This is a genomic window from Roseomonas sp. TAS13 (assembly GCF_001950415.1).
Taxonomy (GTDB): Bacteria; Pseudomonadota; Alphaproteobacteria; order Acetobacterales; family Acetobacteraceae; genus Roseomonas; species Roseomonas mucosa.
This window is the reverse complement of sequence record NZ_BDLP01000103.1, coordinates 1-12768: the sequence shown is the minus strand read 5'-3', so window position 1 is coordinate 12768 and position 12768 is coordinate 1. Positions and strand designations below refer to the sequence as shown.

14 protein-coding genes and 1 pseudogene are annotated in these 12768 nt (G+C 69.4%); 9 read left to right on the top strand and 6 right to left on the bottom strand.

The window, feature by feature from the left end; genetic code table 11:
• From ROTAS13_RS10410 to ROTAS13_RS10400, 3 genes and pseudogenes are all read left to right on the top strand, one after another.
• Window positions 1-422 (top strand): annotated as a pseudogene (locus tag ROTAS13_RS10410) (2-dehydro-3-deoxy-6-phosphogalactonate aldolase); the annotation flags it as partial.
• A 50-nt stretch (window positions 423-472) separates the two neighbouring features.
• On the top strand, window positions 473-1621 hold the full coding sequence (gene dgoD / locus ROTAS13_RS10405) for a galactonate dehydratase (RefSeq protein WP_019459761.1): 1149 nt from the start codon (window positions 473-475) through the stop codon (window positions 1619-1621).
• Between the two features lie 45 nt (window positions 1622-1666).
• On the top strand, window positions 1667-2998 hold the full coding sequence (locus ROTAS13_RS10400; protein ID WP_075822280.1) for an MFS transporter: 1332 nt from the start codon (window positions 1667-1669) through the stop codon (window positions 2996-2998).
• 76 nt (window positions 2999-3074) lie between these two features.
• Here the strand turns inward: ROTAS13_RS10400 and ROTAS13_RS10395 are convergent, their stop codons facing one another.
• On the bottom strand, window positions 3075-4283 hold the full coding sequence (locus tag ROTAS13_RS10395; RefSeq protein WP_075822279.1) for an MFS transporter: 1209 nt from the start codon (window positions 4281-4283) through the stop codon (window positions 3075-3077).
• An 83-nt stretch (window positions 4284-4366) separates the two neighbouring features.
• Here ROTAS13_RS10395 and ROTAS13_RS10390 point away from each other — a divergent pair, with 83 nt between their 5' ends.
• Window positions 4367-4780 (top strand): rhodanese-like domain-containing protein, encoded by a 414-nt coding sequence (locus tag ROTAS13_RS10390; protein WP_019459758.1) that lies wholly within the window; start codon window positions 4367-4369, stop codon window positions 4778-4780.
• A gap of 67 nt (window positions 4781-4847) precedes the next feature.
• On the opposite strand, the gene ROTAS13_RS10385 is transcribed toward ROTAS13_RS10390, so the two are convergent.
• Window positions 4848-5855 (bottom strand): tripartite tricarboxylate transporter substrate binding protein, encoded by a 1008-nt coding sequence (locus ROTAS13_RS10385; protein ID WP_019459757.1) that lies wholly within the window; start codon window positions 5853-5855, stop codon window positions 4848-4850.
• Window positions 5856-6008: 153 nt separating this feature from the next.
• On the opposite strand from ROTAS13_RS10385, the gene nth reads away from it, so the two are divergent.
• Complete coding sequence (gene nth / locus ROTAS13_RS10380) at window positions 6009-6779, top strand: endonuclease III (protein ID WP_083755470.1); 771 nt, start codon at window positions 6009-6011, stop codon at window positions 6777-6779.
• Window positions 6780-6849: 70 nt separating this feature from the next.
• Window positions 6850-7671 (top strand): cytochrome c, encoded by an 822-nt coding sequence (locus ROTAS13_RS10375; protein ID WP_019459755.1) that lies wholly within the window; start codon window positions 6850-6852, stop codon window positions 7669-7671.
• A 19-nt stretch (window positions 7672-7690) separates the two neighbouring features.
• On the opposite strand, the gene ROTAS13_RS10370 is transcribed toward ROTAS13_RS10375, so the two are convergent.
• Genes ROTAS13_RS10370 through ROTAS13_RS10360 form a run of 3 tightly spaced genes read right to left on the bottom strand, consistent with a single transcriptional unit; the run spans window position 7691 to window position 9966 of the window.
• The gene (locus ROTAS13_RS10370) at window positions 7691-8365 is read right to left on the bottom strand and encodes an amino acid ABC transporter permease (RefSeq protein ID WP_019459754.1); all 675 of its coding nucleotides are present in this window, start codon (window positions 8363-8365) and stop codon (window positions 7691-7693) included.
• Window positions 8366-8382: 17 nt separating this feature from the next.
• Window positions 8383-9069, bottom strand: coding sequence for an amino acid ABC transporter permease (locus ROTAS13_RS10365; RefSeq protein ID WP_019459753.1), 687 nt, complete (start codon window positions 9067-9069; stop codon window positions 8383-8385).
• Window positions 9070-9087: 18 nt separating this feature from the next.
• On the bottom strand, window positions 9088-9966 hold the full coding sequence (locus ROTAS13_RS10360; RefSeq protein WP_252571163.1) for a transporter substrate-binding domain-containing protein: 879 nt from the start codon (window positions 9964-9966) through the stop codon (window positions 9088-9090).
• A gap of 189 nt (window positions 9967-10155) precedes the next feature.
• Here ROTAS13_RS10360 and ROTAS13_RS10355 point away from each other — a divergent pair, with 189 nt between their 5' ends.
• On the top strand, window positions 10156-10362 hold the full coding sequence (locus ROTAS13_RS10355) for a hypothetical protein (protein WP_019459751.1): 207 nt from the start codon (window positions 10156-10158) through the stop codon (window positions 10360-10362).
• Window positions 10363-10587: 225 nt separating this feature from the next.
• Here the strand turns inward: ROTAS13_RS10355 and ROTAS13_RS10350 are convergent, their stop codons facing one another.
• Window positions 10588-11256, bottom strand: a complete 669-nt coding sequence (locus tag ROTAS13_RS10350; protein WP_026032966.1) for an alpha/beta hydrolase — start codon at window positions 11254-11256, stop codon at window positions 10588-10590.
• Window positions 11257-11632: 376 nt separating this feature from the next.
• On the opposite strand from ROTAS13_RS10350, the gene ROTAS13_RS10345 reads away from it, so the two are divergent.
• Window positions 11633-12145, top strand: coding sequence for an Rrf2 family transcriptional regulator (locus ROTAS13_RS10345; RefSeq protein ID WP_075822277.1), 513 nt, complete (start codon window positions 11633-11635; stop codon window positions 12143-12145).
• A partial coding sequence (locus tag ROTAS13_RS10340) for a cysteine desulfurase family protein (RefSeq protein WP_139323312.1) occupies window positions 12142-12768 on the top strand: 627 nt, incomplete at its 3' end. The genes ROTAS13_RS10345 and ROTAS13_RS10340, both read left to right, overlap by 4 nt.

The following is a 12768-nucleotide window of genomic DNA, read 5'->3' as shown; positions in this document are numbered from 1 at the left end:
TGCTGACGTCGAGACTTGTGATCAAGAGACAGGCCATGGCGGGCGGCCGCATCATCGTCATGCCGCATGCCGACGCCACGGTGATCCGCGCCGCCAAGACCACCGGCCTGTTCTGCACGCCGGGCATCGTCACGCCGACCGAGGGCTTCGCCGCGCTGGCCGCCGGGGCGGATGCGCTGAAGCTCTTTCCGGCCGAGCTGCTGACGCCGCCGGTGCTGAAGGCGATGCGCTCCGTCTTCCCGAAGGAGACGCATTTCCTGCCGGTGGGCGGCATCACGCCGCACAACATGGACGGCTTCCGCGCCGCCGGCGCCGCCGGCTTCGGCCTGGGCTCCGCCCTCTACAAGCCGGGCATGGATGCGGCGGAGGTCGGCCGGAACGCCCGGGCCTTCGCCGAGGCCTGGCGGGCCCTGAAAGGCTGAGCCGGAAGGCCTGAACCCGCTTCCCGCACGACGTTCCGAGGACCTGCCGCATGAAGATCACCAAGCTCACCACCTTCATCGTCCCGCCGCGCTGGTGCTTCGTGAAGGTCGAGACGGATGAAGGCATCACCGGCTGGGGCGAGCCGGTGGTGGAGGGGCGGGCACACACCGTCGCCGCCGCCGTGGACGAGCTGGCCGACTACCTGATCGGCAAGGACGCCTCGCTGATCGAGGACCACTGGACGGTCATGTACCGCGCCGGCTTCTACCGCGGCGGCGCGATCCACATGAGCGCCATCGCCGGCATCGACCAGGCACTCTGGGACATCAAGGGCAAGGCGCTGAACAAGCCGGTGCACCAGCTCCTCGGCGGGCAGTTGCGCGACCGTATCCGCGTCTATTCCTGGATCGGCGGCGACCGTCCCGGCGACACGGCGCGCATGGCGCGCGAATGCGCCGATCGCGGCTTCACCGCGGTGAAGATGAACGGCACCGAGGAGCTGCAGTTCATCGACACGCATGACAAGGTCGATGCCGTGCTGGAGCGCGTGCAGGCGATCCGCGACGAGATGGGGCCGAATTTCGGCATCGGCGTGGATTTCCATGGCCGTGTCCACCGGCCCATGGCGAAGGTCCTGGCCAGGGAGCTGGACCCCTTCAAGCTGATGTTCATCGAGGAGCCGGTGCTCTCCGAACATGCCGAGGCGCTGAAGGAGATCGCCAACCACACCGCCACGCCCATCGCGCTCGGCGAGCGGCTCTTCTCCCGCTGGGACTTCAAGAACATCCTGCATGCAGGCTATGTGGACATCATCCAGCCCGACCCCTCCCATGCCGGCGGCATTACCGAGACGCGCAAGATCGCGGCGATGGCCGAGGCCTATGACATCGCGCTGGCGCTGCACTGCCCGCTCGGCCCCATCGCCCTGGCGGCGAACCTGCAGCTCGACGCGGTCTGCTACAACGCCTTCATCCAGGAGCAGTCGCTGGGCATCCACTACAACACCACCAGCGACCTGCTCGACTACCTGAAGGATCCCTCGGTCTTCGAATACAGGGATGGCCACGTCGCCATCCCGCAGGGCCCGGGCCTGGGCATCGAGGTGGACGAGGATTTCGTGCGCAAGGCGGCGGAAACGGGCCATCGCTGGCGGAATCCGGTCTGGCGCCACAAGGACGGCAGCTTCGCCGAGTGGTGAGGCCGGCCGCTCCGAGAGGGCATAACCGCTAACAGGAAGTCCGGAATGAGTGTTTCCCATACGCCCGCGGCCATGGCGACCGCGGCGAAGCCCACGCGCGTGCGCTTCGGCATCATGGTGCTGCTCTTCATTACCGTGGTGATCAACTATCTCGACCGCAGCAACCTTTCCATCGCCGCCCCGGCCATGGCCGGGGAGCTGGGGATCGATCCGGCGGAGATGGGCCTCGTCCTTTCCGCCTTCGGCTGGACCTATGCGATCTGCCAGATCCCCGGCGGCTGGTTCGTGGACAAGGTCTCGCCCCGCATCCTCTACCCGTCGCTGATCGTCCTCTGGTCCATCGCCACGGTGATGCTGGGCTTCGCCTACAGCGTCCCCGCCCTGATCGCGTTGCGGCTGGCGATCGGCGCCATGGAGGCGCCCTCCTATCCGATCAACAACCGCGTCGTGACGGCCTGGTTCCCGGAGGGCGAACGCGCCACCGCCATCGGCTTCTACACCTCCGGCCAGTTCGTTGGCCTCGCCTTCCTGACCCCGGTGCTGATCTGGATCCAGACGGAGATCGGCTGGCACATGGTCTTCGTCGCCACCGGCGGCGTCGGCATCGCCTGGGGCCTGGCCTGGTACGTCCTCTACCGCGAGCCGCGCGAGCACCGCTCGGCCAATCCGGCGGAGATCGAGCTGATCCGCCAGGGCGGCGGCCTCGTCGATCTCGACCGGAAGACGTCCCGGGCGCCCAGCCGCGTCAGCGGCGCTGATCTCCGCCGCGTGCTTTCCTCGCGCAAGCTCTGGGGTGTCTATCTCGGCCAGTTCTGCCTGACCTCGACACTCTGGTTCTTCCTCACCTGGTTCCCGACCTATCTGGTCCAGGCGCGCGGCATGGACTTCGTGAAGGCGGGCTTCCTCGCCTCGCTCCCCTTCCTGGCCGCCTTCGTCGGCGTGCTGTGCTCGGGCGTGCTCTCGGACGCACTGGTGCGGCGTGGCGCCTCGCTGGGCTTCGCGCGCAAGGCGCCGATCGTGACCGGCCTGCTGCTCTCGATCGGCATCATCGGCGCCAATTTCGTGGACAGCCCGGCGGCGGTGATCGCCTTCCTGACGCTGGCCTTCTTCGGCAACGGTCTGGCCTCGATCACCTGGTCGCTGGTCTCCGCCATCGCGCCGCAGCGCCTGCTGGGCCTGACCGGCGGCGTGTTCAACTTCGTCGGCAACCTGTCCGGCATCACCGTGCCGATCGTGGTGGGCTATCTTGCCCGCGACTACGGCTTCTCCGCCGGCCTCACCTATGTCGCGGCACTCGCCCTGATCGGCGCGCTCTCCTACATCTTCGTGGTCGGCAAGGTGGAACGCCTGCCGGACACCGAGAGCACGGCAAGCTGATACGGACAGCGGCTTTCCGGGACCGCGCGGCGCCTCTCCTCCAGGGCGGGCGGCCACGAGGCGCGGCGCCGGCCGGTCAGGCGCGGCCGGTGGATCGTCCGCCGAGATTCATCCAGACCGCGACAAGGCAGGCGACGAAGGCCATCGCCGCCCCCGCCGCCGCGATGCCCTGGATGCCCAACGCCGTGATGGCGATGCCGGCGAGCAGGGCGCCCGTGGCCTGGCCCAGGAACATCGCCGAGGAATTTGCCGCCAGCACGACGTTGCGCGCCTCCGGCACCAGCGCCACCAGCCGCGCCTGAAGGAGGGGGGAGAGCGCGAAGGCGCAGGCCCCCGCCACCAGGATCACCGCGCCCTGGAACAGGATCGCGCTGGCCATGCCATCCGCCGCGCCGGAGAGCAGGGCGTAATGTGCGACTGCCGCCAGCACCATCACCGCCGGCAGCAGCCAGAGCTTCCGCACCGCCCCGTGGTCTGCCATCCAGGCCCCCAGAGGGATGCCGGCGAAGGAGGCGGCGCCGATCAGCGCCTGCATCAGCCCGACCTGCCCGCCGGTCAGCCCGCTCACCCGGTTCACCGCCGGGCCGATGAAGGCGCTGGTGCAGAAGCTGGCGCCGAAGGCCAGGAAGGTGATCGCCAGGGTCTTGCGCACGCCGGTCCGCATCAGGTTGCCGAGGCCGCGCAGCCCGCTGTGTTCGCCCGCCACTTCCGGCAGCAGCAGCCGGATCGCCAGCGCCGCGCCGAGCGCCAGCAGGGCGGCGAGGCCGAAGGCGCCGCGCCAGCCGAAGACCTCGCCCGCTAGGGAGCCGAGCGGCACGCCGAAGAGGAAGGCGCAGGTGGAGCCCGCCACCACCGTCGCCAGGGCGCGGCCGCGATGTTCCGGCGTGCTCAGGCCCGCCGCCGTGGCCGCCGCCGCCGGCACCACCATCCCGGCCGCCATGCCGCAGAGCAGGCGCAGCCCCATCAGCGCGGCGAAGGAATGGGTGATCGCGATCAGCCCGTTCAGCAGAGCAAGCAGGCACAGCATCCCCACCAGCAGCCGGCGCCGTGGCCAGCGGGCGGTGAGCGCCGCCAGGAAGGGGGCGGAAAGGCCGAAGGCCATGGCGAAGACCGTGGTCACCTGGCCGGCCTGCGCGACGGAGATGGAAAGATCCGATGCCATCTCGTTCAGCAGGCCGGACACCACGAAGGTCTGGGTCGAGGTGGCGAAGGAGGCGGCGGCAAGGACGGGCACGCGGCTGGATCGTCCCGCCATGGCCTTGGCGGGAGGGGGGGAGGCGGACATGCGCGGAAAGAGATCCCTGGCCTGTATGGACGCGGCGCCCGCATCAAACCAGATTGCATCCAACAGATCGAGGATGCCCTGGAATGACGATCGAGGATGTGCCGTCCGGCCTGGTCTGGGACAGGCTGCGCGACGATCCGGACGCGATGCTGGTGGATGTCCGGACCGACGCGGAGTGGAACTTCGTGGGCCTGCCGGATCTTTCGGAACTGGGGCGCCAGCCGGTGCTGATCCCTTGGCAGCTCTATCCATCCATGCAGGTCAATGGCGGCTTCGCCGACATGCTGCGGCGGGCCGGGGCGAAGCCGGAAACCGCGCTCTACTTCATCTGCCGCTCCGGCGCGCGTTCGCTTGCCGCGGCGCAGACGGCGCAGGCCGCCGGCTACAGGAAGTCCTTCAACGTCGCGGACGGGTTCGAGGGGCCGCCCGATGCCTCCGGCCACCGCGGCACGGTGGCGGGGTGGAAGGCCGAGGGGATGCCCTGGCGGCAGCGCTGAAGACGGAAAGCCCCGGAAACGGAGACGCCCGGATGCCGGGCGCCTCCGGGGGAGAAGGCCGCCGGCCCTACTCCACCTTCACGTTCGCGGCCCGGGCGACATCGCCCCAGCGCTTGGTCTCGGCGGCCACGAAATCCTTGAACTCGGCCGGGGTGAAGCTGCTGGACGAGATCCCGAGCTCCTCGTAGCGCGCCATCACCTCTGGCGACCGGACCGAGGCCAGGGCCTCCCTGTTCAGCTTCTCCACGATGGCGGGCGGCGTACCCGCCGGAGCGAAGAGCCCGTGCCAGGACAGGGATTCGAAGCCCGGCAGCGTTTCCGCCACCGCGGGCACGTCCGGCGCCACCTTCATGCGCTCCCTGGAGCCGACGCCGATCGCCTTCAGCCGCCCGTCGCGCACATGCGGCCAGGCGGAGGAGAAGTTGTCGAAGCTCATCGGCAGCGAGCCGCCCAGCATCTCGGTCATGATCTGGCCGCTGCTGCGATAAGGCACGTGTACCGCATCCGTGCCGGTCATCTGCAGGAACAGCACGCCCGCCAGGTGGATCGAGGTTCCGACGCCGGAGGAGCCGTAGTCGAAGGAGCCGGGCTTCGCCTTCATCAGCGCCACCAGCTCCGTCACGTTGGAGGCGGGCACGTTGTTGGCCACGACGAGGATGTTCGGCTGCGTCGCCAGCAGCGCCACCGGCGCGAAGTCCTTCTGGCTGTCGAACGGCATCTTCGGATAGATGCTGGCATTGATCGCATGGCTGCTGATCGTGCCGACGCAGAGCGTATAGCCATCCGGCGTGGATTTGGCGCAGACATCGCTGCCGATGTTGCCGCCGGCCCCGGCGCGGTTCTCCACCACCACCGGCTGGCCCAGCCGCTTGCTCATGGTCTGCCCGACCAGCCGCGCCACGAGGTCGGTGGTGCCGCCGGCCCCGAAGGGCACGATCACGCGGATCGGGCGGTCGGGATAGTTCGCCGCGGCCTTGTCCTGGGCCTGGACCGGCTGGGCACCGGCCCAGGCGAGGCCCAGCAGGGTTCCGCAGGCGGCCAGCAGCGTGGCCCTTCGGGTGCGGCGGGCGGTCATGAAGGCATTCCTCCGGAAGAACGATCCTTTGAAAGGTCGTTCATCATTCATATGGATTAACTTTTGGAAAATATCACGCCATCCGGAGGCTGTCACGCTACCGAACCGGCCGGACGCGGGCGCGTTCTCCTGCTTCCCGGAGAACGACGCACCATGGGCCAGATGCCGCAGGACCGCAGGACTTCCACCGATGACCCGCGTGCCTTGCTGCGGCAGGTCCATGCCCGCCTCTGCGAGGCCTATCACTGTCCCATCGCCTATTTTCACGCGTTGGACCCGCTGGACGAACTCGTTTCCTCACTGCTTTCGCACCGTACGAAGAATGCCGACAGCGCCCGGGCCTTCCGCCAGTTGCGGGAGCGCTTCCCTGACTGGGAAAGCGTGCGGGACGCGCCGGTGGCCGAGGTCGAGGCAGCCATTGCCCCCTGCACATGGCCGGAGGCGAAGGCGCCGGCCCTGCAGCGCACGCTGCGCGCCCTGACCGAGCGGCGGGGAGGGCTGGAACTGGGCCATCTCGCCGATATGGAAGTGGCGGAGGCGCGTGACTGGCTCGAATCCCCGCCCGGCATCGGGCCGAAGACCAGCGCGGCCGTCCTGTCCTTCTCCTCGCTGCGCCGCCGTGCCCTGCCGGTGGACAGCCACCACCACCGCGTCGCCATCCGGTTGGGGCTGATTCCGCCGAAGCTGGCCGTCGGCCCGGCGCACCGCGTGCTGGAGGCCATGCTGCCGCCCGAATGGGACGCGCAGCAGGTCTATGACGACCACGAGGTGCTGATGCTGCATGGCCAGCGGTGCTGCTTCTTCCGCCAGCCGGCCTGTCATCGCTGCGTGCTGCTCGATCTCTGTCCGACCGGACAGGAACGGCGTGGCAAGGTGGACGAGGCGGTGGGTGGAAGGGAGGGCTTCCAGGGCCTTCCGGGATAGGAACGAATCGGTTGTCACACGTTCAGGCTTATTGTTCCTTGCTGGAAACAACCTGGACGAGAGCTTCTGTATGCCATCCATTCTGGCAATCCTGGCCGCTTGCCTGACCCTGTCGCTTCCCGCCGCCGCGGCCACGCTGCGCCTCGAAAGCGGCGTGGAGAGCCTGAGCTTCGACAGCAGCGAACTCCTGCAACATCCCGAAGCGGCGGAGATCGAGATCGCGGCGGACCCCGCCTATCGTCAGCCTCGGCGCTACAGGGCGGTGCCGCTCGCCTCCCTCCTGTCTCGCCTGGCGCCGCCCGAGGACAGCGCGCTGGAAACCGTCGCCCTGGATGGCTATGCGGCGCAGATCCCGCTGCGTGCCGTTCTCGGCACCGGAGGCAAGGAGGGCAGCCGGGCCTGGATCGCCGTCGAGCCGGCCGATGCCCCGTGGCCCGCCATGCCCGGCAAACCCGCGGGGACGGGGCCCTTCTACATCGTGTGGGAAAGGCCGGAGGCTGGCGGCATCCCGACCAAGTACTGGACCTACCGTCTTTCCACCCTGCGCTATGTCGCCTCGCCGACGGCCCGCTGGCCGATGATGGAGCCGGACCCGGCCCTGCCCGGCAGCCACCCGGCCCGGCGTGGCCTCACGGTCTTCGTCACCCAGTGCCTGCCCTGCCACCGGATCAACGGCGGTGGCACGGCCATGCTGGGGCCGGACCTCAACCACCCGATGAACCCGGTGGAGTATTTCCAGCCCGCCTCCCTGCGCCGCTACCTGCGCGACCCGGCCAGCCTGCGCCACTGGCCGGACCAGAAGATGCCGGGCTTCACCGAGGAACAGCTTCCCGAGCGGGACATGGAAAGCCTCATCGCCTATCTGGCGCAGATGGCGGCGCAGCGTCCCTGACGGGGCCGCTGCTCGCCTCTCACCGTCCGCCGGCCACGGCACGGTTCTCCAGCCGCGACAGCAGCCGCACCACGGGCCAGAGCAGCAGGAAATAGGCGAGGGCCGCCGCCACGATGGGTGAGGCGTTGTAGGTCACGCTCTGCGCCTGCCGCGCCTGGAAGAGCAGTTCCGGCAGCGCCACCACCGAGGCGAGGGAGGTGAGCTTCACCACCTCCAGCGTGTTGCTCACCAGGTCCGGCAGCACGTTGCGCAGGGCCTGCGGCAGGATCACCAGCAGCATGGCCTGCCAGGAGCGCAGCCCCAGCGCCCGCGCCGCCTCCGTCTGGCCGCGCGGCACGCTGTCCAGCCCGGCGCGCAGGATCTCCCCGTAATAGGCACCGGTGTTCAGGAAGAAGCCCACGGCCACCGCGCCCCAGGCGCCGATGTCCAGCCCGAGGAAGGGCAGGCCCGCATAGAGGAAGACCAGCAGCACCAGCGGCGGCACGGCGCGGAAGAGATCCGTGAGCGCCACGGCGGGCCAGGCGATCCAGCGCGTGCCGGCGCGCGAGGCGAAGGCCAGGATCAGCCCGCCCAGCATGCCGAGCGGCACCGTCATCAGCGAAAGCAGCAGCGTCTGCTTCAGCCCGGACCAGAGGATCGGCAGCGCCTGCCCGATGATCTCGGTGTTCAGGAAGGCGGCGGTGAATTCCTCCATCTCAGGAGTTCCTCATCTCAGGCGCCCCGCGCCCGGCCGAGCGTGAAGCGCCGCTCGATCCAGCGCCCCAGCCCGACCACCGGCAGGAACAGGATCGCATAGGCGAGCGCGCCCAGGGTCAGCGGCGTCGGGTTGGCCGAGAAGGCCATCGAGGACTGCGCCGCGCCGAGGATCTCCGACACCCCCACCACCGAGGCCAGCGCCGTGCCCTTGGTGATGGCGATGGTGCGGTTGGTCAGCGGCGGGATCACCATCCGCACCGCCTGCGGCAGCACCACCAGGAACAGCACGGGCAGGAAGCGGAAGCCCAGCGCCCGCGCCGCATCCCATTGCCCGCGCGGCACGGCGGTGATGCCAGCCCAGTAGATCTCCTCGGCGAAGGCGGCGAGCACCAGCGTCAGCGCCAGCCAGGTGGCCCAGAAGCCGGAGAGTGACATTCCCGCCGAGGGCAGGCCGAAGTAGAGCAGCACGAGGATCACCAGCGGCGGCAGGGCACGGAACAGGTCCACGAGGAAGACGATCAGCCAGTTCAGCGGCCGGATGCCCAGCGCCCGGACCGCCGCCAGCACGAGCCCCGCCAGGAGCCCCGCGACGACGATCAGCGCGGCGAGCGCGAGGGTCAGCGCGAAGCCCTCGGCGATGCGGGGCCAGTACTCGGCGGCGACGCGGGCGTTGAGGAAGGAGAAGACGAAGCCCGAGTCCACGGGGAAGGGGACCTGTCTTCAGCCGCAGCGCGGCTCATGCGGTGCCGGGTCGTAGCCGGGCAGGCCGGGCACGCCATAGCCGGGGAAGGGGGTGTTCTCCGCATCGTCGGCGGCCGGCCTCGCTCCGAACCACTTCTCGCTGAGCTTCGCCAGGCTGCCGTCGCGCTTCATGCATTCCAGCACGTCCTCGACCTGGTTGCGCAGCGCCACCTCGTCCTTGCGGAAGGGCGCGGCCCAGTGGGCGCGGGTCTCCTTGATGACGAAGTCCGGCACGAGCTGCGGCTGCCGGGATGCCGCGTACTTCACCACCGTATTGCCCGCGAGAACGGCATAGGCACGTCCGGCCACCACCGCCTGCACGGCATCCGGGTTGGTGTCATAGGTCTGGTAGGTGAAGCCCAGCTTCGGCGCGTTCGCCTGCGCCCAGGCGTCATAGGCGCTGCCCTTGTTCACCGCGACTGCCTTGCCCTTCAGGTCGTCGAGCGAAGTGATCGGGGCATTGCCCTTGCGGATACCGAACTGGAACTCGGTGTAGAGATAGCCCTCGGTGAAGAGCAGGTTCTCCGCCCGCTCCTTTGTCACGGTCACCGGCGCGGCGAGGAAGTCGTAGCGCCCGGCGTTCAGCGCCGGCACCAGCCCGGAGAAGGAGGCGCTGTCGATGGTGATCGGCCGGCCCAGCCGCTTCGCGACCTCGGTGAAGAGATCGACGTTGAAGCCCTGCACGCCGCCATCCAGCTTCGGGAAGGCATGGGGTGCGAAGGTGCCGTCCACGGCGCTGCGCAGCGGGGCAGGGCCGGACTGCGCCCAGGCGGCGGAAAGGGTGACGGAGGCCGGGGCGAGAAGGGCGGCGAGCAGAAGCAGGCGGCGCATGGCGGGATGGAATCTCGTGACGGTCATGGTCGCCAGCCGACAGCAAGAAACATGCAAGCCGGGCCCTGCGGCCATCGAGGGGCAGCCATGAACCGGCCGGTCCATTTGCCCGATTCATGCCACAAAAGGGTCCTCACCGTGCCGCGAGCGGCTCCCAGATTCCGCCTCAGAGGCCGGAAACGGCCGGATCACTCAGGCCTGGGAGACCCCAGCATCATGAAGTCCTTCGCCATCTCCCTCGTCTTCCTCGGCATCGCCACCATCCTGGCCGTGGTCGGCACGCTGCTCGGCAGCGCCGGCGCCAGCCAGCTCCTGGCCCTCCCGGTCGCGCTGGCCGCCATGACCGCCTGTCTGATGCTGGTGGGCGGGCTGCTGATCCTGGAATTCCGCCGCCCGAACGCGCCCCTGGCGCTGGCGGCCTGAACCGGACCGCTGCTGCCAGCCTGCCCGCGGGCGGGGCCGGAGCGGAAACGGACTGGAACGACAAGAAGGGCGCCCCGTCCAGGGCGCCCTTTTTTCATGCCCGGCACGACCCGGACCGTGGAAACGGCGGGCCTCCGCCACCCCCGGAACAGCGAACCGCCGGTTCCCAGCGAGGGAACCGGCGGTTCTGCGAAGACACGGAAGACCTTGTCCGGGCCGGAGGTCTCAGTCCGCCGCCATGGACATGCGGGCACGGTTCAGCACCGACATCACATGGTCCTCGGTGGCGTCGCAGACCTTCTCCGTCTGGTCGGGCGTGAAGACATGGCCTGCGCCTTCCATGACGCGATAGTCGATCTTCACGCCCTTCTGCGTGTTCAGCTTGTCCACCAGCTTCCGCACGCTGCTTTCCGGCACCAGCTCGTCCTGCGCGCCGTGCAGGATCAGGCCCGAGCAGGGGCAGGGGGCCAGGAAGCCGAAATCATAGTGGCTGGCCGGGGCGGAGATGGAGACGAAGCCGCCCATCTCGGGCCGCCGCATCAGCAGCTGCATGCCGACATAGGCACCAAAGGAGTACCCGGCCACCCAGAGCATGGGCGCAGAGGGATTCACCGCCTGCAGAAAGTCGAGCGCCGCCGCCGCGTCCGAGATCTCCCCGATGCCGCCGTCATAGCGGCCCTGGCTCTTCCCCACGCCCCGGAAGTTGAAGCGGAGGGTCGAGAAGCCCATCGCCTGGAAACGGCCATAAAGCCCGTGCACGACACGGTTGTTCATGGTCCCGCCATGCAGCGGATGGGGATGGAGGATCAGGGCAACGGGGGAATTCGGGCGCTTGGAATGGTGGTAGCGACCCTCCAGCCGGCCATCGGGGCCGGCGAACATCACTTCAGGCATTGTCCCCTGGTGTCCACTTCCTTTGGGAATGCGCAGTCACGCATTCCGAGCCAACAGCCCTGAAAGGGGAACGGAGGAAACGACGCACTGGCCACTCCATTCTCCCTGGTTTCATGGAGCGATGCCGACAGGGGCGTGCCGCGGACGCAGGTGGCATACCGCGAGACACCTTCCTTACCGGCAGGGTTCCGATCATCTGATGTCTGCCGGGGCGGGCTTACGATCCCCGGTGCGAGGCCAATATAGGGAGCGGTTCCTCTAAACCCTAACGAAATCATGGCATGGGGCCCATGTCTCAGGCTCCAACCGGGAATTTTCCCTTTTTGTTTCCGGCCTTGCGGAAACACCGACGGCATCGCGGAGGTGACCGAACGACATGCGCCTGTCGACGCGCGGCCGCTATGCGGTGATGGCGATGGTGGAGATGGCGGACCGCGCGCGCGGTGCGAGCTGCAGTCCGGAGCCTCCGGTCAGCCTGGGCGAGATCGCCGCGGCGCAGAATCTGTCGCTCGCCTATCTGGAGCAGTTGTTCGGGCGGCTGCGGCGCGCGGGGCTGGTGGAATCGGCACGCGGGCCGGGCGGCGGCTACCGGCTGGCCCGCCCGGATGGGACCATTTCCGTGGCCGAGATTATCGAGGCGGTGGACGAGCCGCTCAGCGCCACCCGTTGCACGGGGGAGGATTCCGGCTGCCTTGCCGGCCGCAAATGCGCGACTCACGACCTCTGGGACGAGTTGGGCGAGCAGATCCGGCTCTTCCTGCTGGGCGTGTCGCTGGCGGATGTGGTCCGGGGCCAGGTGCGCGGGCGCGCCCTGCCGCCGCTCCTGCCCGGCATGGTCCCGGGGATCGCTCGTGGTCAGGGACCGGGTCGCGGGGAGGCGGAGGCATGACCCCGCCCGCCCTCTACCTTGACGCCAATGCCACCGAGCCGCTGCGCCCCGAGGCCCGGCTTGCGGTGCTGGAGGCGCTGGACCTGACCGGCAACCCTTCCTCCGTCCATGCCGAGGGCCGGGCCGCCCGGCGCCTGCTGGAAAAGGCGCGCACCCAGGTGGCGGCCCGCTTCGGCGCCAGGGCGCGGGACGTGGTCTTCACCTCCGGCGGGACCGAGGCGGATGTCATGGCGATTCGCGGCCTGGGCCGGGGCCGCCGCCTCCTGGCCGGCGCCACCGAGCACCCGGCGGTACTGACCGCCGCGCCGGAGGCGGAACGGCTGCCGGTGGACGGGGAGGGGGTGCTGGACCTCGCGGCGCTGGAGCGCAGCCTGTCTTCCGGCCCCCCGGCCCTGGTCTGCCTGATGCTAGCCAACAACGAGACCGGCGTGATCCACCCCGTCGCCGGGGCGCTGGCCCTCTGCCGGCGCCACGACGCGCTGCTGCACGTTGACGCAGTGCAGGCGGCGGGGCGGATGCCGGTCTCGCTGGAAGGGCTGGGCGCCGACAGCCTCGCCCTCTCCGGCCATAAGCTCGGCGGGCCGAAGGGGGCGGGGGCGCTGCTGCTGCGCCCGGGCCTCGAC

Excerpts from the sequence above, each read along its gene's own strand:
- ROTAS13_RS10375 (WP_019459755.1), top strand. The coding sequence starts at position 6,850 with ATGCCATCCATTCTGGCAATCCTGGCCGCTTGCCTGACCCTGTCGCTT.
- ROTAS13_RS10355 (WP_019459751.1), top strand. The coding sequence starts at position 10,156 with ATGAAGTCCTTCGCCATCTCCCTCGTCTTCCTCGGCATCGCCACCATC.
- nth (WP_083755470.1), top strand. The coding sequence starts at position 6,009 with ATGGGCCAGATGCCGCAGGACCGCAGGACTTCCACCGATGACCCGCGT.
- ROTAS13_RS10345 (WP_075822277.1), top strand. The coding sequence starts at position 11,633 with ATGCGCCTGTCGACGCGCGGCCGCTATGCGGTGATGGCGATGGTGGAG.
- ROTAS13_RS10400 (WP_075822280.1), top strand. The coding sequence starts at position 1,667 with ATGAGTGTTTCCCATACGCCCGCGGCCATGGCGACCGCGGCGAAGCCC.
- dgoD (WP_019459761.1), top strand. The coding sequence starts at position 473 with ATGAAGATCACCAAGCTCACCACCTTCATCGTCCCGCCGCGCTGGTGC.
- ROTAS13_RS10370 (WP_019459754.1), bottom strand. The coding sequence starts at position 8,365 with ATGGAGGAATTCACCGCCGCCTTCCTGAACACCGAGATCATCGGGCAG.
- ROTAS13_RS10395 (WP_075822279.1), bottom strand. The coding sequence starts at position 4,283 with ATGTCCGCCTCCCCCCCTCCCGCCAAGGCCATGGCGGGACGATCCAGC.
- ROTAS13_RS10385 (WP_019459757.1), bottom strand. The coding sequence starts at position 5,855 with ATGACCGCCCGCCGCACCCGAAGGGCCACGCTGCTGGCCGCCTGCGGA.
- ROTAS13_RS10350 (WP_026032966.1), bottom strand. The coding sequence starts at position 11,256 with ATGCCTGAAGTGATGTTCGCCGGCCCCGATGGCCGGCTGGAGGGTCGC.
- ROTAS13_RS10390 (WP_019459758.1), top strand. The coding sequence starts at position 4,367 with ATGACGATCGAGGATGTGCCGTCCGGCCTGGTCTGGGACAGGCTGCGC.
- ROTAS13_RS10360 (WP_252571163.1), bottom strand. The coding sequence starts at position 9,966 with ATGACCGTCACGAGATTCCATCCCGCCATGCGCCGCCTGCTTCTGCTC.